The following is a 25,143-nucleotide window of genomic DNA, read 5'->3' as shown; positions in this document are numbered from 1 at the left end:
TTTTAGATCTGAATCAATGACTGGGCGAATATCTGGGCGGATAACCTTTAATACCACTTCTTGGTTAGTGTCTTTTATGCGCGCAGTATGTACCTGAGCAATCGACGCAGACGCCAGTGGTTTGATATCAAACTCGGTAAACCATTTTTCTAACGGACCACCTAATGCTTGCTCCATCTGCTTTTTTGCCAACTCGCCATCAAAAGGCGCGACTTGGTCTTGAAGTAAAGCTAGGGGATCAGCGATATGCGGAGGAAATAAGTCACGGCGCGTCGACATCATCTGACCGAACTTAATCCAAACCGGCCCCAGCTCTTGCAGTGCTAAACGCAGACGTTCACCGAGTGGTTTTTCTGGGTGCTTGTTCTTAATCCAAAACAAGCTTTTGCGCAGTAAAAGCGGCGCTTTGGTCAGTTGGTGATCGGGAAGCAGCTCATCTAAGCCGTATTCCAGTTGTACTTTGGCGATGTGGTATAAGCGCTTTAGTTCTGCTGGCGTCATGGTTTCTCCAATGCAGGCTTATCTGCATCCAGCTTATTCAGCAAAGCCGTTAAACGAGCTTCAATGCGAGAAGCCTGGCTGCGAACCTCATCAACTTGGTCGCAGAAATAGGCCACTTCTAACGGAGCGGGAGCCAGTTTCCATTCTTCAGTCACTACTTGCGCAAGATGACGCTGGTGTTTTTCTGCTTGAGACGCAAGAAAGTTGCCGATGTTTTTTGAACCTTGCACAAAGGTATGTGCGGCGACATCGCCAGTCACGCGAGACAACCACTCTTCAACATCTGGTTTGCAATCCACCATCAACTGAGAGAATTTCTGCGCCAATTGAATATCGCCTTCGAGTTCAAGTTTATCTTGTTTAATAAGACGAGTGATGTTGGCCTGATCGCGCAGCTCTGGTAACACACTCAAGTTGAGCGATAGATAGCAGTTAGGCTGCCCTTCGTAATGACCAAGCACATCAATTTGCTGACTAAAAACGAATGTCAGTGTTTTATTGATCTCTTTCAGGTGAACTTGAATAACTTGACCTTTTAGACGCGCTAAACGACGGCCCAATGCAGGGTCGTCTTTGATCAGTGTATTCAGTGACGTTTCAATCACAGCGGTGATAAGTGGTTCAAATGGCATGCCGTTAACCCTTAGAATTTATAACCGCGATGCAAAGCCACAATACCACCAGTTAAGTTGTAGTATTTGGTGTTTTCAAAACCTGCGTCTTGCATCATGCCTTCCAGCGTTTCTTGGTCTGGATGCATACGGATTGACTCCGCTAGGTAGCGGTAACTCTCTGAGTCATTCGCAACTAGCTCACCGATTCTCGGCAACAAGTGGAATGAATATGCGTCGTATACTTTAGATAACGGCTCTAGCACTGGTTTTGAAAATTCCAACACCAATAGACGGCCGCCAGGCTTCAGTACGCGGAACATTGAACGAAGCGCTTTGTCTTTGTCTGTCACATTACGCAAACAAAAACTGATGGTGATAACATCAAAATAATCATCAGGGAACGGCAGTTCTTCTGCGTTGGCTTGAACATAATGCACGTTACCCACAATACCGTTGTCACGCAGTTTATCGCGACCAACGTTAAGCATTGAGTTATTGATATCGGCAAGGATGACATGGCCTTCATCGCCAACAATGCGCGAGAATTTCGCCGTCAAATCACCCGTACCACCACCTAGGTCAAGAATACGTTGGCCAGGGCGAGCACCACTACAATCGATAGTGAAGCGCTTCCAAAGGCGGTGAATACCACCAGACATCAGGTCATTCATGATGTCGTATTTTGTTGCCACGGAGTGGAATACTTCGGCAACCTTAGTCACTTTTTCGTCTTTTGCCACTGTAGAGAAACCAAAGTGAGTGGTTTCATTCTCTAACGCTGTATTGGATTGCAAACTTGTGTCCGTCATTCTAATTCCTCTTAGGCAGCGCTTTCCTCTACGGGGCGTTTGTTGACAAATAAAATCGCCCACTGCACTGCGGGCGATTAGTTTACTTTATCCTCAGCCGGATGTCTTTCTACTAACGGGTCATTTTCTGAAAATGCATCACTCTGCGCTAACTGCGCGAGGTCGGAAGAAATCGGTCGTTTAATTTCAACTCCCAAGTGTTTAAAGCTTTCGGCTTGGCGAATCACATTTCCGCGCCCTGTGGCAAGCTTGTTCATCGCACCTTGATAGCTTTGATTCGCCTTATCCAGCGCACCGCCGAGCCCCTCCATGTCGTCTACAAACAATCGTAATTTGTCGTAGAGTTTTGTCGCACGCTGCGCAATCATTTTGGCGTTTTCATTTTGGCGTTCATTGCGCCATAGATTATCAATGGTGCGCAATGCCACCAGCAACGTTGTTGGGCTCACCAAAATGATGTTTTGCTCCATCGCGTCTTTAATCAAGCTCGGATCGGCTTGAATCGCGACTTGGAACGCCGGCTCAACCGGGATAAACATCAGAACATAGTCCAAACTCTGAATACCTTTGAGTTTGTGGTAGTCCTTCATGCTTAACCCTTTGATATGTGCACGTAGAGCAGCTAAGTGCGCATTCAAAGCCTGATCGCGCTCAGCATCAGTTTCGGCGTTGAAGTAGCGCTCATAGGCAACCAGCGCCATTTTAGAATCCACAACCACTTGTTTGTTTTGTGGGAGATGCACAATGACATCAGGTTGGTAACGCTTGCCTGCTTCATTTTGTAAGTTCACCTGAGTCTGATATTCGTGCCCTTCACGCAAGCCAGATTCGGCAAGTACCCTAGCGAGCACCACTTCGCCCCAGTTACCTTGCTGTTTGTTGTCCCCTTTCAACGCTTGGGTCAAATTAACCGCTTCGCGCGTCATTTGCTCGTTCAAACGTTGCAGGTTTTTCAGCTCATGCACTAAGGTATGGCGCTCTTTAGCTTCTTGGCTAAAGCTGTCATTAACGTGCTTTTTGAACCCTTCTAACTGTTCTCTAAGCGGTGACAACAAGCCTTCTAAACTCTGACGGTTTTGCAAATCGACCTTCGCTGTTTTTTCTTCAAACAGTTGATTTGCCAAGTGCTCAAATTGTTGTTTCAAGCGTGCTTCTGCTTGTTCTAAAATTTGCAGTTTTTCGGCATTAGCTTGGTTAATTTGCTCATGGCGAGCTTGCTGTTCACGCAGTTGCGTTTCTAGACGTGATTTGTGTTCACGCATTTGACCAAGCTCATCAAAGTATTGCTGGCGCTCTTGCTTTACAGCCTCGAAGTAACGCAGTTTTTCCATTGCTGCCATCAGCTTTCCATGTGTTTGGCGTACTTCAAACGCGGCTTTATCACGCTCATCATCTAACTCATCCAACTCTTGCTGGGCATCGGCAAGGCTTTGCTTGACCTGTTCAAGTTGCTGTTGATGAAGCTGTTTTTCTGAAAAAAGTTGTTGCTCGAGAAGCTGAGTTTGGGTGATAAAACGCTGTTTCACCCACCAACCGGCAGCGACACCACTAAGCGTGGCAGCACAAAGAGAAGAGAGAATGAGAGATTGGTACTCAAGAATCCATTGCATAATAGCGAGTTAGCCTGTGTTTTGTATCTATAACAATGGTATTTAGACACTGGATAAATGTCCAGTTTGTTGGATGAAAAATCCTCGCATACACTAGGCCTTCCTATAATATTCTTTCTTCCGCTCAAATTATCCAAACCGAGCGGCACATCATCACGCAGAGGCATCATGAACGAGCGTCGCGCCCTAGGATTTGGGCTCTCAGCAGTATTACTTTGGTCTACCGTTGCAACCGCATTTAAACTCACGTTGGCAGAATTTACGCCTATTCAAATGCTATGCATTGCCAGCATCGTCTCTGCGATTGCGCTAACAGTAATCTGTGGTGTGCAAGGTAAACTGGGCCAGTTAAGCGCTACATTTTTCTCAAACCCTTGGTATTACCTACTGCTTGGGTTGATTAACCCTTTGGCGTATTACGTTATTCTGTTCAAAGCATATGACTTGCTGCCCGCATCTCAGGCTCAAGCGATCAACTACAGCTGGGCCATCACCTTAACGCTAATGGCCGCTGTTTTCTTAGGACAAAAGATCCGTGGTAAGGACTGGCTGGCTTGCGGTTTTAGTTATGTCGGCGTGATAGTGATTGCCACACAAGGCAATCTTTTAGGCATGGAATTTGAGAGCCCGTTGGGTGTTGGTCTTGCGCTGCTATCAACGCTGCTGTGGGCCGGTTACTGGATTTTAAATACCAAAAATAAGGCCGACCCTGTGGTTGGCGTTCTGCTCGGCTTTTTGGTCGCTATTCCATTCGCCATTGGTTTAAGTCTTTATGAAGGTGCTGGCTGGCAGATGATCTCAGCTAAAGGCTGGGCAGCGGTGACGTATGTCGGACTGTTTGAAATGGGGATCACTTTCGTTTTGTGGCTGAGCGCACTCAAATCAACGCAAAACACCGCGCGTATCAGTAATCTGATCTTTGCTTCTCCATTTATCTCACTCATGTTGTTAGCTACCATCATCGGCGAAGAAATTCATCCTTCAACCTTGATTGGCCTAGTATTGATCATCAGTGGCTTAGTCATTCAGCAAGTCTCATGGGGCAAGAAAACCAAAGCGGTAAACGCTTCTTAATCACCTATCAAAAGCCCTAAAAAACGATGCAATAAGTTGGATAAAAAAGAGATATAGATAACATTTTAATGATAGAAAGCACTTTACGCTGCTAGGATTTAGCTACGCGTTGGATACGATACTCACAAAGCCCAATAGCTTACGCTAGATTCTAATATAATTACCTTTGGGCGATTTAGGACTCGTTATTAATTATGTTTCGCTTCGCTATTCCTTCGCCTTTGATGGCAGACTGGCAACACGTTCTGCGACAATGCTGTAATGTAACTCAAGCTCAGGGACAGCTTTATACTCTGAGCGATACTCAGCAGTGGCTATCGACTGAGGTGTCCACCTCAACCCAAAATCATCGTGCGATCGTCGATGTGATAACGCAAGTTGTCGATCACTTTACGCCGACAGATTTTACAGTTAGCCATACCCCCTTTGAAGAGCAAACCTTGAGCATAGGACCGATTTGGCTACCAAATGGCAAATTGCTTGCCGTACTGACACTGACTCACCCTAATGATCAATCAACGGTTGTTTCGGCATGGCTAAGCGCAATAGCGGGGCGGATCAGCTTTGATATCAACTTGCACTGTCAGCAAGAACAAACGCGACATCAAAGCGCGGAAATAAAGCCAACACCAACACTACAAGAGTTTATCGACTGCCTTGAAGACCACGTATGGATAAAAGGCATGGATGGTCTTTATTCGATGACCAACCGAAGCGTAGAAAATGCGTGGCAAAAAACCAACAGTGAAATCATTGGAAAAGACGATTTTGCTCTGTTTAGCCATGAACGTGCGGAAAAATTCATTGATGCCGATAAATTGGTGGTAGCCACGGGCACGCAAAATATTGTTGAAGAATGCCGTCAAATTGATGAAAACAATAACCCCACTTGGCTAGAAACCATTAAGTCTCCTGTCCGTGATCATGCGGGAAACTTAATCGGCATTCTGGGGATGACACGTAACATCACCCGCCGAAAAATGGTAGAAACGCAGCTCTCCTTAGCGTCCCAAATTTTCAACAATTCGCAAGAAGGCATGGTCATTACAGACCGCAATGCCAACATCATTGATGTAAACACGGCTTTTACCCAAATTACAGGTTACCGCTCTGAAGAGGTGATAGGAAAAAACCCACGAATTCTGCGCTCAGGCCATCATGATCAAGGTTTCTATCAACAGTTGTGGCATCAACTCGAAAACAAAGGCCAATGGAAAGGCGAATTCATCAACAGAAAGAAAGATGGCAGCATTTATCCGCAATTAGCGACCATTAGCGCCGTAATGGACGATAAAAACCACCTTATTAACTACATTTGTGTGTTTGAAGATATCTCTGTGCGTAAGGCACACGAAGAAAAGCTGCAGCGCATGGCTTTTTACGATCCATTAACCAATCTACCTAATCGCACTCATTTACTTAGCTTACTCGAGCAACACATCGAAACCGGACACAAAAGCCAGCAGACGTTTGCCACCCTATTCTTAGATATCGACCATTTCAAACACATCAACGATAGCATGGGCCACTTCTGTGGTGACCAATTGCTGTCTAAGTTAGCGATTCGTCTGCAAGATGTGCTTCACCTCAATGCGCATGTGGCTCGCATTGGCGGCGATGAATTTGTGATTATTTTGCCAGACATCCATAGTGATGTTGCCTTACTGGAAACCGTCGGCAATATTCTAAGCGTATTCCAGCAACCATTCGACTTGGCAAACCACGACTCACTTCGTGTCTCGACCAGTATTGGTATTGCCTTGTACCCAAGAGACGGTCAAGACAGTGAAACCTTACTGAAAAACGCAGACACCGCGATGTACTTAGCGAAGAAAAATGGACGCAACGGCTACGCGTTTTACTCACCGGATTTGACCGATAAATCCGTATCCCATGTACGCATTCAATCCGCTTTGCATCAAGCAATAGAAAAACAACAACTCCGGTTAGAATTCCAACCGCAATACAACTTGGAACAAAATTCGATTGTCGGCGTGGAAGCTTTATTACGCTGGCAGCATCCAGAGTTTGGCCTTGTACCACCAGCAGACTTTATTCCAATTGCAGAAAAAACAGGGCTGATTCAAAGTATTGGTGAGTGGGTGTTACAACAAGCTTGTTTGCAAGGTAATGCTTGGCTGGACCAAGGCATCGAGTTTGGCAAAATCGCCGTCAATGTTTCTGCGTTGCAGCTTCAGCAGTCAAATTTCATTCAGCGATTAAGTACTATCCTCGATAACACCGGATACCCTGCCCAACGGTTAGATTTGGAGATCACAGAGAGCTTTTTACTGATCGACCCTCAACAAGCCATTGCATCGTTAAATCAATTACGAGAGCTGGGTATTGAGATTTCTCTGGATGACTTTGGAACTGGCTATTCGTCTTTGTCTTACTTGAAAGGTTTGCCAATCAACAAACTGAAAATTGACCGCTCATTTGTCAGTGATGTCCCAAGTAATAGCGACAGCAACGCGATTGTGAATGCCATTATTGCCATGGGAAAAACGCTGTCGTTGAAAGTCGTCGCGGAAGGGATAGAAACTCGGGAACAAGCCGATTATTTATTCGAAAAAGGCTGTATTTATGGTCAGGGATATTTATTTAGTCAGCCAGTGAGCGCTGAAAAACTGTTTCATTGAACCAGCTTGCTCCTCAAGTCACTCTCGCGGTGCCACGTCCGCGGAGGTGATTTGCTTTGCTTGATTTTGGGCTGATTGGCACAGCTCTAGGCGATCAACCAAAATATTGATACAAACCAGCAACGGCACACCGATCAATAGTCCCATTCCGCCCCAAAGCCAGCCCCAAAAAACAAGCCAAACAAAAATCACTAATGGGTTTAAATTAAACCTTTTCCCCAATAGTGTTGGTGTAACAAACTGACTTTCAATCAAATTGAGCAGTAAATAGATAGACACAACCGTCAGCATAAAACTGACCGACTCCAACTGAAGATAAGCAACAAAGCCAAAGCTCATCATGGATATGACAGGGCCGAGGTACGGCGCAAAATTCATCACGCCTGCAAATGCGCCCCATAGAAATGGATCTTCAAGGCCTAGAACAAAAAACACGGCCCCGACACTCAACCCCAGCCCAGCATTCACTAAAGTGATGGTGCCAATATATCGAGATAGGTCTTTCTGTAGCGCTTTGACCAACTCAATCGCTTGGCGCTGTTTGGCGAACCCATGTAAGTAAGACACTGACTTTCGAAATAAGCTTCGTCCATGATTGAGCATAAAGTAAACCATAAACAGCACGATCATCGCTTGTGTCAAAATCGTCGGCGTAGTGGTCGCGAGCGTTTTTACCAAAGAAAATACGGTGTTGTTCCCGACCTCATCCATACTCATATCGTTGGCGATATTCAATGGAGTATTAAGGTGATCAGCCGAAGCTTTAGTAACTTCGCTTACTTCTTGCGACACATTTTTCACGATACTGGGCAGCTCAGACCACCATTGCTTGGCGGGCTCCGACATGGCGGCAAGACCAATAATTGAAGCGCCAACGAGGAATGACAGCGTCAACACGACGGTAATAGCACGTGGTAAGCCTTTGTCTTCAAGATAATTAATGAAAGGACTGCACAGCAGAGAAATAAAGGTGCTAAGCACAATAGGTAACAATATTGGCTTGGCAAAATACAGCCCTGGGACGAGTAACAGGACGAGAAGCGTTGCACCAATCGCAGTGTTGGCAGGAATGTTCAATTTCGCTGTCATAATAAGCTCAGAATCGGTAAGAAAATTTTGCGGTGAAATCCGCTATTAGAGTGGTTCGCCCTCTGTCGTCGCAGCGTTGCTTACTTGTGTTGCTGCATTTCCATTTTGCTCCGCATCTGACTCATCCAGAGAAGCTGCCGCGACCGGCTTTGTGAGCGAATCGGTAATATCAGACACGCTGCTAACCAATAGCCCCATTGACGAAATAGAAGAAGTCAGTCGAGACAATCGACCTGCTTTTGCTGCGGTAACGGCAACGACAGCACTAATGCCTAATGTCGTCCAAGGGTTTTCTCTCACAAACTTCTTGGTGGTAAACGTGAACATTTCCATCGACAAACAGCATTGCTCTAGAGACGCTTTACCTTCCATCCGCTTGATCCGCATGGCTCGATTGAGCTTTTGTAGCGAGCGCATCCCACCCCTCCTGTAATTGTTCTGTCGTATTTTTGAATCCAAGAAATCCAACTAAACGCTTCTGCCACCAGGCTAAAGCAAATAATGCCAAGCCTAATGATGTGATAAATACACCCACGGCAACATACACGTTGGCAGTTAACTGATAAGCCACCACCCCAGAGGCAAGGCACAAACTGAATACGAACAATACCGACAATAGGGTAAAAACAACGGTACACAGCAAAATCTGACGCACTGCGGACACGTTAACTTTCATCTCCAAGAGGAACAAATCCAACGTTGAACCTGACCATGCTTTTAGCGATTTCGTCAGTTGGTCCAATTGCGCAAGAATGCTGCTCAAACCATTAATGGTTTGTTGGATATCCTGTTCTTCTGCCCCATCAGGGGCTCGGCCGCTGTCTGAAGCCGCCGAGCCTGATTGCTGATTGGTAACTTGCCCTGAGTTATTCATGTGAAGCCTCGCCTTTCTGTTGTGTGGCTTAATCCTTGGTGACCACTATTATTTGATCAGCTTCGAAACCGCCCAACCAGCAAGGAAGGCACAGCCTATGCTCAGCAATGGGCGCTCCTTGATTACATTTTCTGCCGACTTAGTCGCCTGCTGAACTTGCTGTGCACCTACATCCAGCTTCTCTTTGGCTTGGTCTTTCATCGCGCCAACGGCTTCCGTCGTGGCTTGTTCCGCTAAGTGATATGCTTCTTCTAACTGCTCTTGAGGTTTTACTGTGCTTTCTTTTGTAGTAGCCATAACTAGCCTCCATTAATGAGTTGAATAGTGAATCAAGTGAAACAATGTTTGACCTCACTTACTCCCTACAAAGCCATATCCATGCCAGAATTTTAAGTTATTGTTTTTTATTGATTTTATTTTTATTTTGATAAAAAGCCGTATCTGTACGTGTAATTCTTTCCAGGCTTTCCCCGCCATTCTTGTAATTTTTTCTTAGCGCCTTACCGACTGTTAGCAAGTTATTGCAAAAAAAAGACATTAAGTCACTGATTAATAAGACTTAAAATTCATTGGCATACAACCTGCAATTAAAGATGAAACATCGTGTTTGTATTCCATACGCTCAAACACCCCTATCACCAGTAAATAAGGAGTGGCATATGAAAAATGAAAACATCGCCTCAATCATTGAGCTTATCGAAAGCGGAAATGAAATTTACAACAAGGCCATCGAGAACATTGACAACACTTCTTTGAATAATGTGTTGGTAGAACTGCTCAGAGTACGTGAGCGTGCAGTCATTGAGCTCACTCCCTACTCTCTAGCAAGTAACAATGAAGAATCTGCCGACGACACTCCGGTTTCCTACACCATCAAGGCGCGTGAGGTCTACAGCGACGTGATGAAGGAAGTGTCCTCTGACAAAGAGTCTATGTATTTAGAACAGCTTGAAGGTGTCGAAAGCAAGGTACTCAAAGAGATTGAGAATTTGATTACTTCCCACCCAGAGCAGGCGGATAACTCGGTTCTGCTGAAAGTTCGTAGCGATATAAAAAGCTGCAAAGAAAAACTCAGCAGCATCAGCCTTATTAGCTAAAACTTGGTGGTCGCCTTTGCAATAAAGCTCGGTATTGATCAAAGAAATGGCCAACTTGCTTTGGCCATTTCTGACAAGCCCACAGGCGCATTAACATAACCATCACGAGAAATGTCCCACGACAATAGTCATAAATAAAGAGGTCACTATGACATTGGATAACAATCGAGTAAGGGAGCTACTCGTAAAAATGACACACCATCGCCAAACGTGTTTGCCTCTCGTTAACCCGCAATCACATATGACACTCGCAAGAGCGGCATATCGATTCGTGAAAATAGAAAAAGTGATGATCAAAAAGATGGCGAAGCTGTTTTTCGACCAAGATGGTGAACAATTCATTGCAGAAAATGCCACCGAATACGGCGTTGCCGAGCTAGGTAATTACAAAGAAATGCATTTTATGAATAAATTACTGTTAGATGATTTAAAAGCCCTGCTTAGAGCCATTGACGACACCAACTTAACCGCACTTGTTTCTTATTGGTTAGCTGCTTTACAAGTTGAAAACGATGAAATTGAAAAGCACTTACCTCAGGGTGAGTAATTATACTCGCCCTTCTTTCTTCACTTTGTTTAACCCTCATCCCCAATCAACCTAATAAAAAGGTGTAGATAGACAAAAGCCGCTGCATCTACGCAGCGACCTTAATAGCCTTTTTACGACGCACACCAAATCATCAAACAACACAGAAAAAGCGCCATGTAGAATACGAAGCAAATGGCGCGTTATCCGCGGATTACAGTGTTAAAGCGAAGCTGATTTACGTCTCTGGCTTGGAACAAATACGTTCAATGACTTTGGACGCAGCTTGATTGCCAGTTGCTCATCAGAATACAGTTCACCATCAATCACATACTCAATCGGTTTATTCGCAGAAATAGTGACGCTCTGAGCCGTCGCGTATTGAAAATGTGTCGATTCTTCCTGTGCGCCTACGCTCGTTAATGTCAGATCCGACAAGGCGATAAGACGTCCGCCTAAAGACTCGGTGTTATCTAAATATGTGATATGCAGCTTGCCATCATCAGGCTGCGGCGCATCACCACCTTGGGCAAGCAACGTACTAAATGGAGCGATATTCGCAACGACAAAACTATGGACTTCAAGCGTTTGTGTATTATTGTCGTGGTTTCCATCTTCAGTTGGAGCGTCTAACGAAACGGTTAAAGCTTGCGTTTCTTCCGCCACTACAGCATTAAAAAAGCCAGTGAGGTAAGCGAGTTGTCCAAAAACATTTTTCTCTTCTCGCTGAGCGTGCTCGATCATCTTCTGTTCTAGCCCAATACCTAAGACCAATAAAATAAGCCGCTGATTGCAGTCCGCAGTATCAATACGTTGGCAGTGTCCGCCAAGCAACGCTTCACACGCTTTTTCGACCGGTGAGAATTTGGCGCCAACGCCATAGAGCACATGACATAACGCATTGGCAGTTCCGAGCGGAACAATACCGAGTTTTAGGTCGGTATCCACCAATTGGCTAGCCACCTCTGTTACTGTGCCATCGCCACCAGCTACGATGATTTGCTTAGCTCCACTTTCTTTTGCCTGTTGTGTTAGCTGCTCGGCGCTGAGGTTTGTGGTGGTTTGATGAATACTCAAGCGATATTTTTGGGTTAGCTCACGAATCAAGTGCTGTTCGTTTTCCTCCCATTTGCCGCCACCTGAAACAGGGTTAACCACCATCCAAGTGGATTGATCCAGCCCCAGTACGCCTTTTTCACTGATCGCTCGTAACGTCCTAATCTGTAATTTATTTAATCTCGCGGTACTACGTACGTCATTGATTTTTTTCATCACAGATTCAACCGTCAGTGACGGGTCTTTGCTCAGTAAATACGCCGCCACAACAAACACTGAACGACCACGCCCTAACGCACAATGCACAACCACAGCCCGCGAGCACGAGATTTGAGTATCAATCCAGTTAATCGCATGGCGAAGGCGCTCTAGCGTTGGGGCTTTGTGGTCGAGTACCGGAATCGAAAGGTAATGAAACTGCTTGTCGGTCATCGCACTTTCAAGGCCTGCAAATTCTGCAGTGACATCGACAATACAAGAGATCTCATTGGATTCGAGAAAATCTAAGTCACTCTGAAACAAACGGCGAGATAGGTATAAATTGTCGCTGACTTTTTGGATTGGAGGTACTGTATCACGCCGTCTTTCCCAGGCGTTATACGCTCTAGCCCCCAATAAAAATGGGATGAATGCCCAGCGAATCCATCTGACAATCTTGCCATCTTGGTTTTTTCTAAAAATAGAGGGAATGTCGAATACGTAGGCTACGCTGACCAACGCTAAAGAAAGAGATATCCACAAGAACAGCAGACTAACGATAATTTGAGGCGTATAGATAGCGGCCAATAAACTGATCAGAGCGCCAAGAATATAATATTTGATGATAAACATTCGCTCTCCTTGCCTTCAGCGAGTGCACTTTTTAGTGGAAGTTAGAATACACGGGGGATTGAGCTTGGATACATGAACTTGAGTAAACGCCTTGATTGAGTGCCTTCCCGTGCCGAAATGGCACGAAAAGGTCCAACACTCTACCTAGCTTGCCATCTCTTCAACATAACCATCCGCTAGTTTCATTTTCTGCTTATCGGTCATTACCTTACCGGCTAACTGGAAGAAACGCTGCTCTTCTTCCTCAAGATGGTGCAACACTTTGTGACGCAAGGTTTTCATTAGGTTGAGCCACGCTGGCGAGCTCATATCGGTTGCATCAAGCTGTGCAATCACTTTATCAATTTCATGATGCTCTGCGATGCCATGGCGAGTGAGATCAATGGTCTTATCGCTATCTATTAAAGGCGCGTAGAAAAATCGCTCTTCTGCCGCTGCGTGCTGTTCGAGTTCCTCTTTAAGGTTGTGGTAAAACTCTTCACGAGCAGGGGAATCTCCAGACGTTTCCATCAGAGCATCGAGTAAAAGGCGCTGCTTTTCATGACTCTCTTTCAGTACATCAAATATGTTTTTCATCTTTGACTCCTTATCTGATTGTAAACAATTGGGACAAAAGGAAGGGCGGTGATTGACCGCCCCTCTCTTACATAGCTATGCGTAAAAAACCTAACCTGATTCGGCTAACAGTCTTGGTCTTCAGCGTTTAGATTTTCTTTAATGTTTTCACATTCATCTTCAATCGCATTTTGGGTTTCTTCGGCGGCTTCATCTATCTTTTTGCCGGCCTGTTCCATTGGCCCTTCTTCACTACAAGCTGCCAACGCAAACACCAAACCGAATACTGCGGCGATACGGTAAATAAATGACGTAAGTCGCATGAAATCTCCTATCTATTTACGTTTTTTCTTCCCAGCAGAACAATCACTATTGATACAATTAATGACAATAGGAATAGGTAAAATATCACTTGCGCGATAGAGGCAGCAGCTCCTGCAATACCGGTAAAGCCTAATAGTGCAGAAATTAGTGCCAGTGCCAGAAAAATAAACATCCAACGAACCATAGTGTTACCTCCTAATAAAAGTGGGTTAAATCACTCGGCTCGCTATTATTGAACCACTTCTAGCTTATCAATCACCTTATTTACGTCATTGGTGTTATTTGCAATTGAAATTGCAAGATCATGCTCCGCATCTGAATTAACTTTACCTGCCAACGTTACCGTTTTGCGTTCCGTCGTTACATCAATATCCGTACCACTCACATTGGTATCCATTAGTAGGCGCGTTTTAACTATAGTCGTGATTTTAGAATCGGTCAGTGTAGCTAAAGCTTCTGAATCAGTTTCTTTCTTGCCTTCATTCACTACTGACAATTCGTTGTTTACTTTTTTCACACCATCAAGACCAGTAACAAGCTCTTCGGCAAGTGATTTTTCAAGATCATTGTTTACCGAACCAGAAAGGGTAACGACCTGATTCTCAACATCGGTATTGATATCAAAAGAGTTGAGGTTACTGTTTAGCAGTAGTGTGGTTTCAGCTTTACCATCTAGCCAAGCGTCCATGGATTCTTTTTCCCATTTATCACTCGCTAAGACTGCTGTAGATGAAGTAGCAAGAACTGACGTAAGTACAATTTTAGCTGCGATGTTATTCATGGTAATTCTCCTTTATTGACGTTGCACTTCCCTAGGAGCAAACCATGTGCCAACTTTATAACTCATTGTTTTTAAGTAACTAATAAAGGAAAGAGGTAAAAATGAGATGAGCAATAAAGTATAAGCATGAATTATTTACACGTAAAAAATGTAATTTTTAATCGGTGATAAAGCCTCCGTCACTTGTGCCGAAATAACCTGATAAAACAGAAAGGCTATTTCTCCAGAATCAATTAATAGCAAAATTATTATTTTAAAAATAAAAATCTGAACAAAAGGAAATATCTACTGATGGCTCTCACCGATATATATCAAAAAGGGGCTAACAACATAAAAATACCGAACAAATCCTTAAATCTATGCTGACAATATTTTGTCTTGTGAAGTGAGAATAATCCACGTACATTGTTTCTGTCATAGTAAAGAGGACATTTCTATGTCGATGCCAAGCCTGTTTCTAAGAATACAAGATCCATCACTTAAAAATGCCATCGCTTCTTGCCAGGAACTGAACAAATTTCGTCTGCATGACATCGATGCCGCAGACCAATGGATTGAAGATTTCCTACAACTCAAACCGGAAGTTGCGATTGTTGAAGTCGCCCACTTTACTAGTGCAGATTATCAACGTCTTTCTAATATCGAAGACATCTACGATATGGACTTGATCATCATTAGCTCAGGCGCTCCAAACGAGAACTTGGATAAGCTGATGAACTTGGGTGCTATTTTTCACTACAGAAAGCCCGTTGATATTGCCATTCTGACGGACACCCTGAGCGAAGTCAGCCAGTACTATCAACACAAACAAGAGCAAGGGCGTAAAGTGTCCACCAGCGATCTTGACCAATTTGGTCTTTTGGTCGGCTCTTCCTCTCCGATGCATCAGCTCTATCGTATGATCAGGCGCGTTGCTAAAACAGAAGCCAACGTCCTTATTGTCGGTGAAAGTGGATCAGGCAAAGAACTGGTGGCGCAGACCATCCACTTAGCGAGTGAGCGTAAACAACAGCCCTTTATAGCGATTAACTGTGGTGCCATTAGCCCTGAATTGGTTGATAGTGAACTGTTTGGCCATGAGAAAGGCGCTTTTACCGGAGCAAATAAAACTCACCAAGGTGTATTTAAGCAGGCAGAGGGCGGCACGCTATTTTTAGATGAAATCACCGAGATGCCTATCGAGCATCAAGTGAAGCTATTGCGGGTGCTAGAAACCGGAGAGTATCGCCCAGTTGGCAGTAATACAGTTCATATCGCTAATACTCGCATCATTGCTGCTACAAACCGTGATCCTAAAATCGCCATTGAGGAGCAGTTCCTGCGTGAAGATCTGTTTTTCCGGTTATCGCATTTCCCATTAACGATACCGCCACTGCGAGAACGAGGCGGTGATATCGTCGGTCTGGCCAAGCACTTTATTGCACACCGCAACGCCAATGAGGCAAAAACCAAAACGATTCTTGACTCTGCGATCCAAAAAATCGCTGCACACGACTGGCCAGGTAATGTCCGTGAGCTCAAACACACGATCGAGCGTGCATTTATTTTGGCTGATGACACCATCCGAGATGAACACCTGATCTTCGACACACCACCATTGGAAACAGGCACCAGCATCGAAGACCTTGTTCCGGCGGGCGTTTCACTAGAAGAGCTAGAAAAAGCCGCCATTCTCAATACCCTTGAAGAGAATCAAGGCAATAAAACGGAATCAGCGCAGGAGTTAGGCATTAGCGTGAAAACGCTCTATAACAAACTCGAAAAGTATCAAGACGAGTAACTCGCTATGGGAATACAAAAAAAGCACTGAATAAAACTCAGTGCTCTTTTTGTATCTTATCTTTTATGCAGTTAGGCTGCGTTTGGTGTTTGATTAAACCCACTGACCCGCAACAAAACCGCTCGACCAGCACCACTGAAAATTGTAGCCCCCTAGCCAACCAGTCACATCCATCACTTCACCAATAAAATAAAGCCCTTTAATGTCTTTGCATTCCATGGTTTTCGAGGATAAGTGATCAGTATCGACACCGCCGAGTGTCACTTCCGCAGTTCGGTAGCCTTCAGTGCCATTCGGGGCGATATCCCAATGCTCTAGACGCTCCACAATCGCCGCAAGCTCCTTTTGATTGAACTGTTTTAGCGGTTTATCGACTAGCTCTTTACGTTCAATTAAGACTTCAACCAGACGCTTAGGCAGCACTTTGGCAAGCGTATTCTTGAGTGACTGATTTGGATGCTTCTCACGACTGCGTTCTAATAACTCAGCAACATCATCGTTTGGCACAAGATTGATCAACACCTTTTGTCCGGCCCGCCAGAATGAAGAAATCTGTAACACTGCTGGACCAGATAACCCACGATGTGTGAACAACAGGGCTTCTTTGAACATGGTGCCATCTTCAGCCGTAATTTCCGCAGGTACCGCGATACCAGATAACTCAGCAAAGTCTTCTTTGTCTTCTTTATGCAGAGTAAATGGTACAAGCCCTGCCGTGGTTGGGATAACTCGAAGACCAAATTGTTCCGCGACTTTATAACCAAATGGTGTCGCTCCCAGTTTTGGCATCGACAAGCCACCTGTTGCGATAACTAAAGACTCACATTCGACAATCTCAGTACCAGCATGCAAACGAAAGCCTTCATCAATTTTTTCAATCGAATGAACATCGCATTGGTAACGCTGCTCGATGTTCGGCATGTCACACTCAGCTAACAACATCTTCACGATATCTTTGGCCGTAAATGCTTCGACACAAAACAACTGGCCGTGATCACGCTCTTCGAACTCAATGCCATGTTTACACACCATCGAGATAAAATCCCAGTTAGTGTATTGGGAGAGCGCCGACTTAACAAAGTGCGGGTTTTGACACAAATAGTGATTAGCTGAAACGTCGTAGTTAGTGAAGTTACAACGACCACCGCCCGAGATAAGGATTTTACGTCCTGGCTTTTTAGCATGATCGAGCACCAAAACACGGCGGCCTCGCTTGCCTGCTTCTGCAGCACACATTAAACCTGCTGCGCCTGCGCCAATTACAACAACATCAAATTTCTTACTCATCGGTAGCTCTTAGACTGATTGGTATCAAATCAAAATAAAAAAGGATGTGCACATTGCACATCCTTGCTTTCTAGGCGCGACATTCTACCGACAAATACCGAAAGGGAAAAGCGCTTAAACTCTAAGCGCTCTGTATGTCCGCAAAATCTCAGACAGAACAACTTCTGGATTATTGACTCTTAGAGAATGAAGGCCGCAAGTAGCGTCACGCCGAGCAACGCGGTCGATAGAACAAACAATTCACGCACTCTTTCACACTTACCAGTAAAAATTTCATCGTGGTGATGATGATATTCTTTACTTTTAATGTAGTGATACAACCTCACCTGCTTGGTGACATTTCCATGAGTAGTAAAAAAACCATTACCATCAACTTGCTGATATAACAGCGGATGCGCTTCACGCATGATATAAATTAGAGAACGAAGAGCGGTGAGATACCGGACCATATTAACTCCAGTTACCACCATTAGCGCAAATAAGATTGTGTCTCCACTGATCATCTTTTCCTCCCTACATCTTCAACAATGCTCAAGAGAAAAAGACGACCAACACTTCGTCTTTACCCGCTACTTACAACGTCCCAAAACGCGTTTACGCAGCTGGAGCATCCATGATTGAAGATGAACCTTCTTTCGCCATTTGTGCTAGATCTTTGTCAATGAAGAACAACGCTTTACCGTCTTCACCTACCAGTTCGATCTTATCTAAAATCCCTTTAAACAACTTCTCTTCTTCGTGCTGTTCTGACACGTACCACTGTAGGAAGTTAAATGTTGAGTAGTCTTGGCTTGTAAATGCAACGTGCGCCAGTTTGTTGATTTTTTCCGTGATCATTTGCTCATGTTCAAATGTCTCGCGGAAAACGTCACCTAGGCTCGCAAAGTCATGCTTTGGCGCATCAATAGCGCCTAAGATTGGCATTGAGCCAGTTTCACTCACGTAAGTGAATAGGCGTTGCATGTGCTCCATTTCTTCTACGGCGTGAGCGCGTAAAAATTCAGCCGCACCTTCAAAACCTTTGTCTTCACACCAAGCACTCATTTGTAAGTATAGATTGGATGAGAAAAATTCTAGGTTAATTTGCTCATTCAATTGTTCGACCATAGTTTGAGACAGCATGTTAACTCCTATTATTGTGCATGCAATATACCCAAGTAACCTCGAAATAAATGACGCTGCGAGAATAGCTTGGTCTGGCAGACACGGCGAAGTTTCACTTCAACTCTAGTCAGTAACACTACGCTTATTTCAGCATATCAAAGTCACTTGGGTATAACGCCACTATAACATGATTACTGAGACAAGACTTTGTACCTACGGCACCGATATGAGATCACTTCAGCAAATTTTTTTTGGGGTTGGTGCTAATCTAAAACTATGACCTTACAAGGAGATAGCAATATGAGTTACAAACACATACTTGTGGCAGTCGACCTTTCAGACGACAGTAAAGTGTTGATTAAGAAAGCCGTATCACTGGCTAAACCTCTGGATGCGAAAGTCTCTTTTATTCACATCGACGTGAACTACGCAGAACTCTACACCGGGCTTATCGATATCAATATGGCAGAAGCGCAACATCAAGCAATGGAAGCATCGCGCACACAATTGGCAAACTTCGCAGAATATGCGCAATACCCAATTGCCCATACTTTAGTCGGTAGTGGCGATTTGAGTAATGAGCTGTGCGATACCATTCAAGACTACAGTATCGATTTGGTGGTTTGTGGTCATCACCAAGATTTCTGGAGCAAGATTCTATCTTCGACTCGACAGCTTATTAACTGCTCACCAGTCGATATGCTGGTCGTACCGCTAAAAGACTGATTGGCGCAACGATAAAACTTGGTTAGACTGCGGGCACATTTGTTGTTGATAAAGATTCTCATCCATGGCTTATCTATCCGCAGTTACCCTACTTTGGGCATTCTCATTTAGCCTGATCGGCGTTTACCTCGCCGGTCAGGTTGATTCTTGGTTCTCGGTGTTCATGCGCGTGGCACTGGCGAGCCTGGTTTTCATTCCCTTTTTGAAATTCCGTGGCGTTAGCAAATCCCTAATCGCGAAACTGATGACCGTCGGTGGCTTCCAGCTCGGTTTGATGTATTGCTTCTACTACCAATCTTTTTTGCTTCTTTCCGTGCCAGAAGTATTGCTGTTCACCGTATTCACACCCATTTACGTCACGCTCATCTATGACTTCTTGAAAGGTCGCTTTTCACCTTGGTACTTAGTTACCGCAGCAATAGCCGTATTTGGTGCCGCCTGGATTAAATTTGCAGGCATTAATGAAGATTTCCTACTGGGCTTTTTGGTCGTACAAGGAGCAAACCTCTGCTTTGCCATCGGTCAGGTGGGCTACAAATATATCATGGAGAGTGAACCCGTCGATTTGCCACAACACACCGTGTTTGGCTACTTCTACTTAGGTGCACTTTGTGTAGCAACCGTGGCTTTCGCGCTCATGGGTAACCTAGACAAATTACCAACCACTACAACGCAATGGGGCATTCTGACATACCTTGGTTTGATTGCTTCTGGTTTTGGTTACTTTGCTTGGAACAAAGGCGCGACCATGGTGAACGCAGGGGCACTGGCAGTAATGAACAATGCATTGGTTCCGGCGGGCTTGATTGTAAACATTGTGATTTGGAACCGCGATGTTGATGTCATGCGACTCGCCATTGGCGGTGCGATCATCATGCTATCCCTATGGATTAACGAAACCTGGGTGAAAAAGCGCGTCGAAATGAGCTACGCCAAGAAGTAAAGCGACCGCTCCCAACACACATACCGACAATAAAAAACGCTCTCCAACTGGAGAGCGTTTTTTTGGATTAGATTAATGCACTTTGACTTGCGAGCTTGCGCTCATCAACGCCTTGGGCGACGTTGGCAGCAACACTTCTAGTTTCGCATTGCGCGCTTCAAGCTTGCGCTGACGCTTAAGTAACTTTTGTTGTTTTTTCGCCACTTTTAGTAACTTCTTTTGCTGCTTATAGTGCTTTTTCAGTGCTTTTTTCGCTTTCTTGAGCGATTTTTTATCCGCTAAATCAAACCATACTGGTGCGTCGGCTCTTACTGGCTCCAGAGATTTTTCGGCTTGTTTTTTCTCTTTCACACGCTCAACAACACGCTTCACAATCGCGGCTTTTTCGTTGCTTTGTTTAGTGGTCACTGGAATCGCTTGTGATGGCAGAGCTTCAACCAATAAGCCACATGCTTGTTGCTCACTCAATGGCTTGTCTTGGCATTTTTGTGGAGGAATTGCGGCTGGCTTACAAAGGGTATCTTTGGCCGATGAAGAGCGTGCGCAAGAACGACAAACGAATTTTGGTGCGACAACTAAACGATGGATATCACCAAGTTCTGCCGCGATCTGTTTGCGACTCATTTTACATAAACGTTTAGCCATTCTACTACTCCAGCTTCCCAGTTATCGACCGCATCACAACAAGTGAAATAATAATAATTCTTAGTTAGATATACAGTCAGGGAAGGGAATTAGCAAGAGAAAACTATCAATAGAGACGAGGAAAGAGAAGCTGAGTCACAGCACGATACACCATACTGTGACAAGAAAAGTTGAGCCGTCAGGAAGTTATGCCATCGATGCTTTAACGTAGACATCGAAGCGATTTTTTTTCGTTTCAATCGCCATGGTCGGTTTTTTCTCGTTCAGCCAGTTAGCATAGTCTGGGCGTTTAACTACTACACGCTTTGTGGCTAACGCCATGGCTGGTTCTAGTAGGCCATCGGCGTCCAAATCGGCGCCAACCAACGATTGGAAAACGCGCATTTCTTTTTTTACGAGCGCCGACTTCTTTTTATTTTCTGGGTGCGGATACATCGGGTCAAGATACACCACATCTGGCTGGACAAAGTCTTTATCTTGCGCCAATTGTTCCAGCGCATCATGGCTAGAAGCATGGATTAGCGACATGCGCTCAGATACCCAGGTGCCGATTTCTGGGTCTTGTTTCGCTCGATCCAAGCCATCATCTAACAAAGCCGCTACGACTGGATGACGCTCGACCATCTGCACTTTACAACCTAGCGAGGCGAGCACAAACGCATCACGACCAAGACCTGCCGTGCCATCTAACACGGTTGGCGTTGCCCCTTTGTTCAAACCCGCCGCTTTCGCAATTGCCTGGCCTTTACCACCACCGAACTTGCGACGATGACCGACCGCACCACCAATCAAATCCACAAAGATTGCACCCAGCTTTGGCTCATCCACTTTACGTAGCTCCAAACGCTCGGTGGTTAGCACCAAAGCAAAATCGCTATCGTCAGTGTGTGAAAGCTGCCAACGCGCAGCGAGTTCATCAAGATGAGATTGTTGAGACGGGTTTTCACAGATCAATTGCAGTTGCAAAAGGAGGCTCCAATAAAAATCGAGGTAACTGGCGCTGAGTGTATACCTAAGTTACCTATTAATGCTAGGTTGAGCTTGCTACGAAGAGGTTATACAACCGTCAGTTGCTCCACTAGCTCAGAAAGCGGCTTAGGATGACCAATACCGTAGCCTTGACCGTAGTCCACACCGAGGTCTATCAAATGCTGCATAACCTGGTCATTTTCGACAAACTCCGCCACCGTCACTTTACCTAGTTGCTTCGCCAAGTCATTGATTGAACGAACCATCACGCGGTCCATTTCATTTACGTTGATATCTTGCACGAAAAGACCATCAATTTTCACGATATCGACAGGAAGTTTCTTTAAGTAACCAAATGAAGACAATCCAGATCCGAAATCATCCAATGCAATCATACAGCCCAAAGCCTTTAGCTTGGTAAACAGCTCAATGGCTTGATCCAGATTGCTCATCGCCGCTGTCTCGGTGATTTCTAAGCAGATTTTTTCACACGGCAGAGTCGAGCTTTCCAATCGCTCCAATAAGAAGTCAATAAACTCTTGATTCCCCATAGATTGACCTGAAAGGTTTATCGAACAGCGACCAAGCTGTTCAACCACCTCAGGACGCTGTTCAAACCACTCTAGCGTTTGAGTAATAACCTGCTTATCAATCCAATGGGCAATGTTGTAGCGCTCGGAAGCAGGGATAAACAGCGCAGGAGAAACATAATCACCGTACCCATTGCGAATACGCACCAAAATCTCAAAATACATTTGAGTCTCGTGCTTTTGTAAGCTTTTTATCGGTTGAGCAAACAGTTCTAAACGTTGATTCGACAATGCCTCATGCACCAAATTGACGCTCTGCATTTCCATCTGACGACGCTGCAACTCTTCGTTATCTAAGCTGAATAGATTATAGCGGTTACGGCCTTGCTCTTTAGCGGCGTGACAAGCAGAGTCTGCTTGAGCGTGCACCATTTGTGGCGTATCAGCGGTATGATCGATGATACGGATACCAATTGAGCAACTGATGAACAGGCGTGTGTCTTCCCAAATAAAGAGGTGTTCGCTTAGTGTCGAGATGATCAGTTTGGCAATATTGATGGCGCCATATTCGTCACAGTCTTTGAGTAACACCGCAAACTCATCGCCTCCCATTCGAGCCAAGATGGAATTGTACGGCAGAACGCCTTCCAGCATACTTGCGCAGAATTGAATCGCCGCATCACCTGCATCATGCCCAACCGTATCATTGAGGACTTTTAGTTGATCTAAGTCGAGGTACAACATGGCGTGGACTCGACGATGGCTGTCCACTTCGCACAGTGCGGTCTTAAGCTCTAGTTCAAAATGGTTTCTGTTGTAAGTCCCCGTCAGTAAGTCATAGCGAGCTTGGTATTCCAATTTCTCGGAGAGCAGTTTGGTTTCGGTAATATCTTCGCCCACAATCAGCAGTTGCTCAGATTCACTCAGCGGACGAATATTCTCGCGCACCCAAACACGATGACCATTTGCATGACGATACTCGACTTCACGTCGCCAAACACCATGCACTTGCTGGTTGGGTTGCAATAACACTTGGCGAGGGAACAGCACTTTGTCATCAAAATAAAACTCCCTCAGGCGATGTCCGAGCATGTCCATCGGTTTGTAGCCAAGAAGTAGTTGAGCAAATCGATTCACTTCTTGAATTCGGTTATTACTATCAAGCGTCACCATCATCACGGGCTGCTGCTCATAATAGTTGCGTAGGGTTGACTCACGTTGGTAGAGCTTGTCCTCCATCAATTTACGACTGGTAATATCGCGCGCTTCAAACAAGTATTGCTTATGATTCCCTACTTGCTGAGAAAAAGGCTTGAGCGAAACTTCTAATACCAAGGCGCCGTGTTCTTTACTCCAAATTTCAGCTTCAAACGTCGACACTTGATGGTGAGGCGCATGGAAATACTCCTCTAGCAGCGCTTGGGCTTTCTCACTCCAGTTGGGATGAAACCAAAGTGGTCGGTCTAAACGCAGTCCTTGGTGATAAAGTAAGGATTGAAGGTGATCGTTGCCCGATTTAAGCACACCGTTGGCATCCAAAATGCCCATATACTGCATGCTCTGATCGAAAATCGATTCTAGAATAGCCTGGCTTTCTCGCGCAGCGCTCTCACTGCGACGCATCCGCTGTAAATAATAACCCATCAGCAAAATGACCACCGACATCACCACAAACAGACTACCAAACAGGCGAATTTCCTTGGCAAAACGTTCAGAAAGCTTCATTGGCTTATTAAAAAATACCGCAGAAACCTCTTGTTCAGCCCCCAATCCCCAACGCGCTACCGCTTGGTAATCGAGCTTTATTTCAGAATCACTTTTTTTCACGGCAGGCAGAGGCTGATCAGGGTTATCCAAAACGAATTCAAGCATCTCTGCACTCTCAATACCATGCCGATAACCACTTTGAATAACCCCTCCAACTGCGCCATGACCCAAACCAATGTCATGCACCATAAACAGCGGCGCGTTTGAGACTTTGTTGACACCAACCCAGTCACGCTCGCTGCCAACCATACCTTGTTTATCTCGGTAATAGGTCCAGAACAAGACGACTTTATCGGAACTCAGTTTTGCGACTTGTTGTTTTAGATCGATGATGCTGTCTGGGACAAGTTGTACGATTTTGTCTCGATATTGCGGGAACTTGAGGACAAAATTGTCGATTTGATAACGCAACACCTCACCGGTCACCGAGTGGTCACTGACGATGAGAACTAGTGTGTAGTTCGGATGTAAGCGCTCAATAAGAGCGAGATTCGCTTCCAAATCGACATCTTCCATGACTCCGGTTGCATTCAGAGAACGATGTAAAGAAGGATGGTAGTTATTAATGCCGTTAAATATAACTGGGGTGTCTTTGATGATTGGGGCTAAACGCTGCATGAGTTCAAGCGCATTGTTATCGCTCACTAAAATGGCATCGAATCGCTCTTTGCGTAATTTCGTAAGATATAAGGATTTTAGTTGTGCAAAAAACTGCTCACTCTGGTTACGTTTCGAGTCTAGATAAAGCACACGCATGTCCAACGCTCGATCGCCCAGCTGTTGCTCGATGCCTCGCTGTATGGAGTCCGTCCAGAAAAAACCCTGATGATAGGAGTGCACGACCAACACCTTCGGATCTGAGGCCGTAGCAAACGCGCTCCAACATAGCGCGGCAATAACCAGAAAACGCTGCACATTATCTCCATAGCTCGGAGTTAACCCGCAGTTACTCCTGCCAAACCTTGTGAATCCTATCCGCTATGAGTATAAAAGGGAGGTAAAACTCTAT

The 25,143-nt window shown here is 45.0% G+C and carries 26 protein-coding genes; 7 read left to right on the top strand and 19 right to left on the bottom strand.

Annotated elements, in window-relative coordinates; all coding sequences use genetic code 11:
- From R7P72_RS19495 to rmuC, 4 genes are all read right to left on the bottom strand, one after another.
- A partial coding sequence (locus R7P72_RS19495; RefSeq protein WP_318110749.1) for an AarF/UbiB family protein occupies positions 1-501 on the bottom strand: 501 nt, incomplete at its 3' end.
- Positions 498-1,133 (bottom strand): SCP2 domain-containing protein, encoded by a 636-nt coding sequence (locus tag R7P72_RS19490; protein ID WP_005379213.1) that lies wholly within the window; start codon positions 1,131-1,133, stop codon positions 498-500. The genes R7P72_RS19495 and R7P72_RS19490, both read right to left, overlap by 4 nt.
- Positions 1,134-1,144: 11 nt before the next feature.
- Entirely contained in the window at positions 1,145-1,924 is a 780-nt protein-coding gene (gene ubiE, locus R7P72_RS19485; protein WP_005379210.1) for a bifunctional demethylmenaquinone methyltransferase/2-methoxy-6-polyprenyl-1,4-benzoquinol methylase UbiE, read from the bottom strand.
- A 77-nt stretch (positions 1,925-2,001) separates the two neighbouring features.
- A complete protein-coding gene (rmuC, locus tag R7P72_RS19480) occupies positions 2,002-3,534 on the bottom strand; it encodes a DNA recombination protein RmuC (RefSeq protein WP_033905890.1) in 1,533 nt (510 codons plus the stop codon).
- A gap of 168 nt (positions 3,535-3,702) precedes the next feature.
- On the opposite strand from rmuC, the gene R7P72_RS19475 reads away from it, so the two are divergent.
- Together R7P72_RS19475 and R7P72_RS19470 are read left to right on the top strand one after the other, a co-directional pair.
- Positions 3,703-4,608, top strand: a complete 906-nt coding sequence (locus R7P72_RS19475) for a DMT family transporter (RefSeq protein ID WP_053349759.1) — start codon at positions 3,703-3,705, stop codon at positions 4,606-4,608.
- A gap of 194 nt (positions 4,609-4,802) precedes the next feature.
- Positions 4,803-7,250: an EAL domain-containing protein gene (locus R7P72_RS19470; RefSeq protein WP_213907358.1), complete on the top strand. Its 2,448-nt coding sequence runs from the start codon at positions 4,803-4,805 to the stop codon at positions 7,248-7,250.
- An 18-nt stretch (positions 7,251-7,268) separates the two neighbouring features.
- On the opposite strand, the gene R7P72_RS19465 is transcribed toward R7P72_RS19470, so the two are convergent.
- From R7P72_RS19465 to R7P72_RS19450, 4 genes are read right to left on the bottom strand one after another with little or no spacing between them, the layout of a single operon-like run.
- Positions 7,269-8,339, bottom strand: a complete 1,071-nt coding sequence (locus R7P72_RS19465; RefSeq protein ID WP_054576814.1) for an AI-2E family transporter — start codon at positions 8,337-8,339, stop codon at positions 7,269-7,271.
- A 45-nt stretch (positions 8,340-8,384) separates the two neighbouring features.
- Positions 8,385-8,711 (bottom strand): hypothetical protein, encoded by a 327-nt coding sequence (locus R7P72_RS19460; RefSeq protein WP_005379200.1) that lies wholly within the window; start codon positions 8,709-8,711, stop codon positions 8,385-8,387.
- Positions 8,701-9,213 (bottom strand): phage holin family protein, encoded by a 513-nt coding sequence (locus tag R7P72_RS19455; RefSeq protein ID WP_005379198.1) that lies wholly within the window; start codon positions 9,211-9,213, stop codon positions 8,701-8,703. The genes R7P72_RS19460 and R7P72_RS19455 overlap by 11 nt, the downstream gene beginning before the upstream one ends.
- Before the next feature lie 48 nt (positions 9,214-9,261).
- A complete protein-coding gene (locus tag R7P72_RS19450; protein ID WP_005379196.1) occupies positions 9,262-9,510 on the bottom strand; it encodes a hypothetical protein in 249 nt (82 codons plus the stop codon).
- 362 nt (positions 9,511-9,872) lie between these two features.
- Here R7P72_RS19450 and R7P72_RS19445 point away from each other — a divergent pair, with 362 nt between their 5' ends.
- Both R7P72_RS19445 and R7P72_RS19440 read left to right on the top strand, forming a co-directional pair.
- Positions 9,873-10,310, top strand: a complete 438-nt coding sequence (locus R7P72_RS19445; protein WP_005379194.1) for a DUF2383 domain-containing protein — start codon at positions 9,873-9,875, stop codon at positions 10,308-10,310.
- A gap of 148 nt (positions 10,311-10,458) precedes the next feature.
- Positions 10,459-10,857: a hypothetical protein gene (locus R7P72_RS19440; protein ID WP_005379193.1), complete on the top strand. Its 399-nt coding sequence runs from the start codon at positions 10,459-10,461 to the stop codon at positions 10,855-10,857.
- Between the two features lie 201 nt (positions 10,858-11,058).
- Here R7P72_RS19440 and R7P72_RS19435 read toward each other — a convergent pair whose 3' ends face one another.
- The 5 genes from R7P72_RS19435 to R7P72_RS19415 form a co-directional block, all read right to left on the bottom strand.
- Positions 11,059-12,723 (bottom strand): diacylglycerol kinase family protein, encoded by a 1,665-nt coding sequence (locus R7P72_RS19435; RefSeq protein WP_005379192.1) that lies wholly within the window; start codon positions 12,721-12,723, stop codon positions 11,059-11,061.
- A 144-nt stretch (positions 12,724-12,867) separates the two neighbouring features.
- On the bottom strand, positions 12,868-13,299 hold the full coding sequence (locus R7P72_RS19430) for a hemerythrin domain-containing protein (RefSeq protein ID WP_005379185.1): 432 nt from the start codon (positions 13,297-13,299) through the stop codon (positions 12,868-12,870).
- A 104-nt stretch (positions 13,300-13,403) separates the two neighbouring features.
- Positions 13,404-13,601: a hypothetical protein gene (locus R7P72_RS19425; protein WP_005379178.1), complete on the bottom strand. Its 198-nt coding sequence runs from the start codon at positions 13,599-13,601 to the stop codon at positions 13,404-13,406.
- 8 nt (positions 13,602-13,609) lie between these two features.
- Entirely contained in the window at positions 13,610-13,786 is a 177-nt protein-coding gene (locus tag R7P72_RS19420; protein WP_005379177.1) for a DUF1328 family protein, read from the bottom strand.
- A 45-nt stretch (positions 13,787-13,831) separates the two neighbouring features.
- Complete coding sequence (locus tag R7P72_RS19415) at positions 13,832-14,383, bottom strand: BON domain-containing protein (protein ID WP_005379174.1); 552 nt, start codon at positions 14,381-14,383, stop codon at positions 13,832-13,834.
- Between the two features lie 436 nt (positions 14,384-14,819).
- Between R7P72_RS19415 and R7P72_RS19410 the strand changes: the two genes are divergently transcribed.
- Positions 14,820-16,163 carry a sigma-54 interaction domain-containing protein gene (locus tag R7P72_RS19410; protein WP_005379172.1) on the top strand — a complete coding sequence of 448 codons (1,344 nt, stop codon included), beginning with the start codon at positions 14,820-14,822 and terminating at the stop codon, positions 16,161-16,163.
- Between the two features lie 93 nt (positions 16,164-16,256).
- On the opposite strand, the gene R7P72_RS19405 is transcribed toward R7P72_RS19410, so the two are convergent.
- From R7P72_RS19405 to ftnA, 3 genes are all read right to left on the bottom strand, one after another.
- Positions 16,257-17,450, bottom strand: a complete 1,194-nt coding sequence (locus tag R7P72_RS19405; RefSeq protein WP_005379170.1) for an NAD(P)/FAD-dependent oxidoreductase — start codon at positions 17,448-17,450, stop codon at positions 16,257-16,259.
- A 179-nt stretch (positions 17,451-17,629) separates the two neighbouring features.
- Positions 17,630-17,953, bottom strand: a complete 324-nt coding sequence (uspB, locus tag R7P72_RS19400) for a universal stress protein UspB (protein WP_005379169.1) — start codon at positions 17,951-17,953, stop codon at positions 17,630-17,632.
- 91 nt (positions 17,954-18,044) lie between these two features.
- Positions 18,045-18,572 (bottom strand): non-heme ferritin, encoded by a 528-nt coding sequence (gene ftnA / locus R7P72_RS19395; protein ID WP_005379167.1) that lies wholly within the window; start codon positions 18,570-18,572, stop codon positions 18,045-18,047.
- A 282-nt stretch (positions 18,573-18,854) separates the two neighbouring features.
- On the opposite strand from ftnA, the gene uspA reads away from it, so the two are divergent.
- On the top strand, positions 18,855-19,280 hold the full coding sequence (uspA, locus tag R7P72_RS19390; protein WP_005379165.1) for a universal stress protein UspA: 426 nt from the start codon (positions 18,855-18,857) through the stop codon (positions 19,278-19,280).
- Between the two features lie 64 nt (positions 19,281-19,344).
- The gene (locus R7P72_RS19385) at positions 19,345-20,223 is read left to right on the top strand and encodes a carboxylate/amino acid/amine transporter (protein WP_005379164.1); all 879 of its coding nucleotides are present in this window, start codon (positions 19,345-19,347) and stop codon (positions 20,221-20,223) included.
- A gap of 72 nt (positions 20,224-20,295) precedes the next feature.
- On the opposite strand, the gene R7P72_RS19380 is transcribed toward R7P72_RS19385, so the two are convergent.
- The 3 genes from R7P72_RS19380 to R7P72_RS19370 form a co-directional block, all read right to left on the bottom strand.
- Positions 20,296-20,868 carry a hypothetical protein gene (locus tag R7P72_RS19380; RefSeq protein WP_005379163.1) on the bottom strand — a complete coding sequence of 191 codons (573 nt, stop codon included), beginning with the start codon at positions 20,866-20,868 and terminating at the stop codon, positions 20,296-20,298.
- Positions 20,869-21,054: 186 nt separating this feature from the next.
- Positions 21,055-21,834, bottom strand: coding sequence for a class I SAM-dependent methyltransferase (locus tag R7P72_RS19375; RefSeq protein ID WP_005379162.1), 780 nt, complete (start codon positions 21,832-21,834; stop codon positions 21,055-21,057).
- Between the two features lie 89 nt (positions 21,835-21,923).
- The gene (locus R7P72_RS19370) at positions 21,924-25,049 is read right to left on the bottom strand and encodes an EAL domain-containing protein (RefSeq protein ID WP_213907359.1); all 3,126 of its coding nucleotides are present in this window, start codon (positions 25,047-25,049) and stop codon (positions 21,924-21,926) included.
- Between the last annotated feature and the right edge of the window lie 94 nt (positions 25,050-25,143).

Source organism: Vibrio sp. Vb0888, assembly GCF_033338835.1.
GTDB lineage: Bacteria > Pseudomonadota > Gammaproteobacteria > Enterobacterales > Vibrionaceae > Vibrio > Vibrio alginolyticus.
This window is presented reverse-complemented; position numbering and strand designations above follow the sequence as displayed.

What these genes read in the sequence shown, in the direction of transcription:
- R7P72_RS19420 (WP_005379177.1), bottom strand. Translation starts at nt 13,786, where the DNA reads ATGGTTCGTTGGATGTTTATTTTTCTGGCACTGGCACTAATTTCTGCA.
- R7P72_RS19465 (WP_054576814.1), bottom strand. Translation starts at nt 8,339, where the DNA reads ATGACAGCGAAATTGAACATTCCTGCCAACACTGCGATTGGTGCAACG.
- R7P72_RS19425 (WP_005379178.1), bottom strand. Translation starts at nt 13,601, where the DNA reads ATGCGACTTACGTCATTTATTTACCGTATCGCCGCAGTATTCGGTTTG.
- R7P72_RS19475 (WP_053349759.1), top strand. Translation starts at nt 3,703, where the DNA reads ATGAACGAGCGTCGCGCCCTAGGATTTGGGCTCTCAGCAGTATTACTT.
- rmuC (WP_033905890.1), bottom strand. Translation starts at nt 3,534, where the DNA reads ATGCAATGGATTCTTGAGTACCAATCTCTCATTCTCTCTTCTCTTTGT.
- ftnA (WP_005379167.1), bottom strand. Translation starts at nt 18,572, where the DNA reads ATGCTGTCTCAAACTATGGTCGAACAATTGAATGAGCAAATTAACCTA.
- R7P72_RS19440 (WP_005379193.1), top strand. Translation starts at nt 10,459, where the DNA reads ATGACATTGGATAACAATCGAGTAAGGGAGCTACTCGTAAAAATGACA.
- R7P72_RS19470 (WP_213907358.1), top strand. Translation starts at nt 4,803, where the DNA reads ATGTTTCGCTTCGCTATTCCTTCGCCTTTGATGGCAGACTGGCAACAC.
- ubiE (WP_005379210.1), bottom strand. Translation starts at nt 1,924, where the DNA reads ATGACGGACACAAGTTTGCAATCCAATACAGCGTTAGAGAATGAAACC.
- R7P72_RS19455 (WP_005379198.1), bottom strand. Translation starts at nt 9,213, where the DNA reads ATGAATAACTCAGGGCAAGTTACCAATCAGCAATCAGGCTCGGCGGCT.
- uspB (WP_005379169.1), bottom strand. Translation starts at nt 17,953, where the DNA reads ATGATCAGTGGAGACACAATCTTATTTGCGCTAATGGTGGTAACTGGA.
- R7P72_RS19385 (WP_005379164.1), top strand. Translation starts at nt 19,345, where the DNA reads ATGGCTTATCTATCCGCAGTTACCCTACTTTGGGCATTCTCATTTAGC.
- R7P72_RS19410 (WP_005379172.1), top strand. Translation starts at nt 14,820, where the DNA reads ATGTCGATGCCAAGCCTGTTTCTAAGAATACAAGATCCATCACTTAAA.
- R7P72_RS19445 (WP_005379194.1), top strand. Translation starts at nt 9,873, where the DNA reads ATGAAAAATGAAAACATCGCCTCAATCATTGAGCTTATCGAAAGCGGA.
- R7P72_RS19490 (WP_005379213.1), bottom strand. Translation starts at nt 1,133, where the DNA reads ATGCCATTTGAACCACTTATCACCGCTGTGATTGAAACGTCACTGAAT.
- uspA (WP_005379165.1), top strand. Translation starts at nt 18,855, where the DNA reads ATGAGTTACAAACACATACTTGTGGCAGTCGACCTTTCAGACGACAGT.
- R7P72_RS19415 (WP_005379174.1), bottom strand. Translation starts at nt 14,383, where the DNA reads ATGAATAACATCGCAGCTAAAATTGTACTTACGTCAGTTCTTGCTACT.
- R7P72_RS19435 (WP_005379192.1), bottom strand. Translation starts at nt 12,723, where the DNA reads ATGTTTATCATCAAATATTATATTCTTGGCGCTCTGATCAGTTTATTG.
- R7P72_RS19450 (WP_005379196.1), bottom strand. Translation starts at nt 9,510, where the DNA reads ATGGCTACTACAAAAGAAAGCACAGTAAAACCTCAAGAGCAGTTAGAA.
- R7P72_RS19405 (WP_005379170.1), bottom strand. Translation starts at nt 17,450, where the DNA reads ATGAGTAAGAAATTTGATGTTGTTGTAATTGGCGCAGGCGCAGCAGGT.
- R7P72_RS19460 (WP_005379200.1), bottom strand. Translation starts at nt 8,711, where the DNA reads ATGGAAGGTAAAGCGTCTCTAGAGCAATGCTGTTTGTCGATGGAAATG.
- R7P72_RS19380 (WP_005379163.1), bottom strand. Translation starts at nt 20,868, where the DNA reads ATGGCTAAACGTTTATGTAAAATGAGTCGCAAACAGATCGCGGCAGAA.
- R7P72_RS19430 (WP_005379185.1), bottom strand. Translation starts at nt 13,299, where the DNA reads ATGAAAAACATATTTGATGTACTGAAAGAGAGTCATGAAAAGCAGCGC.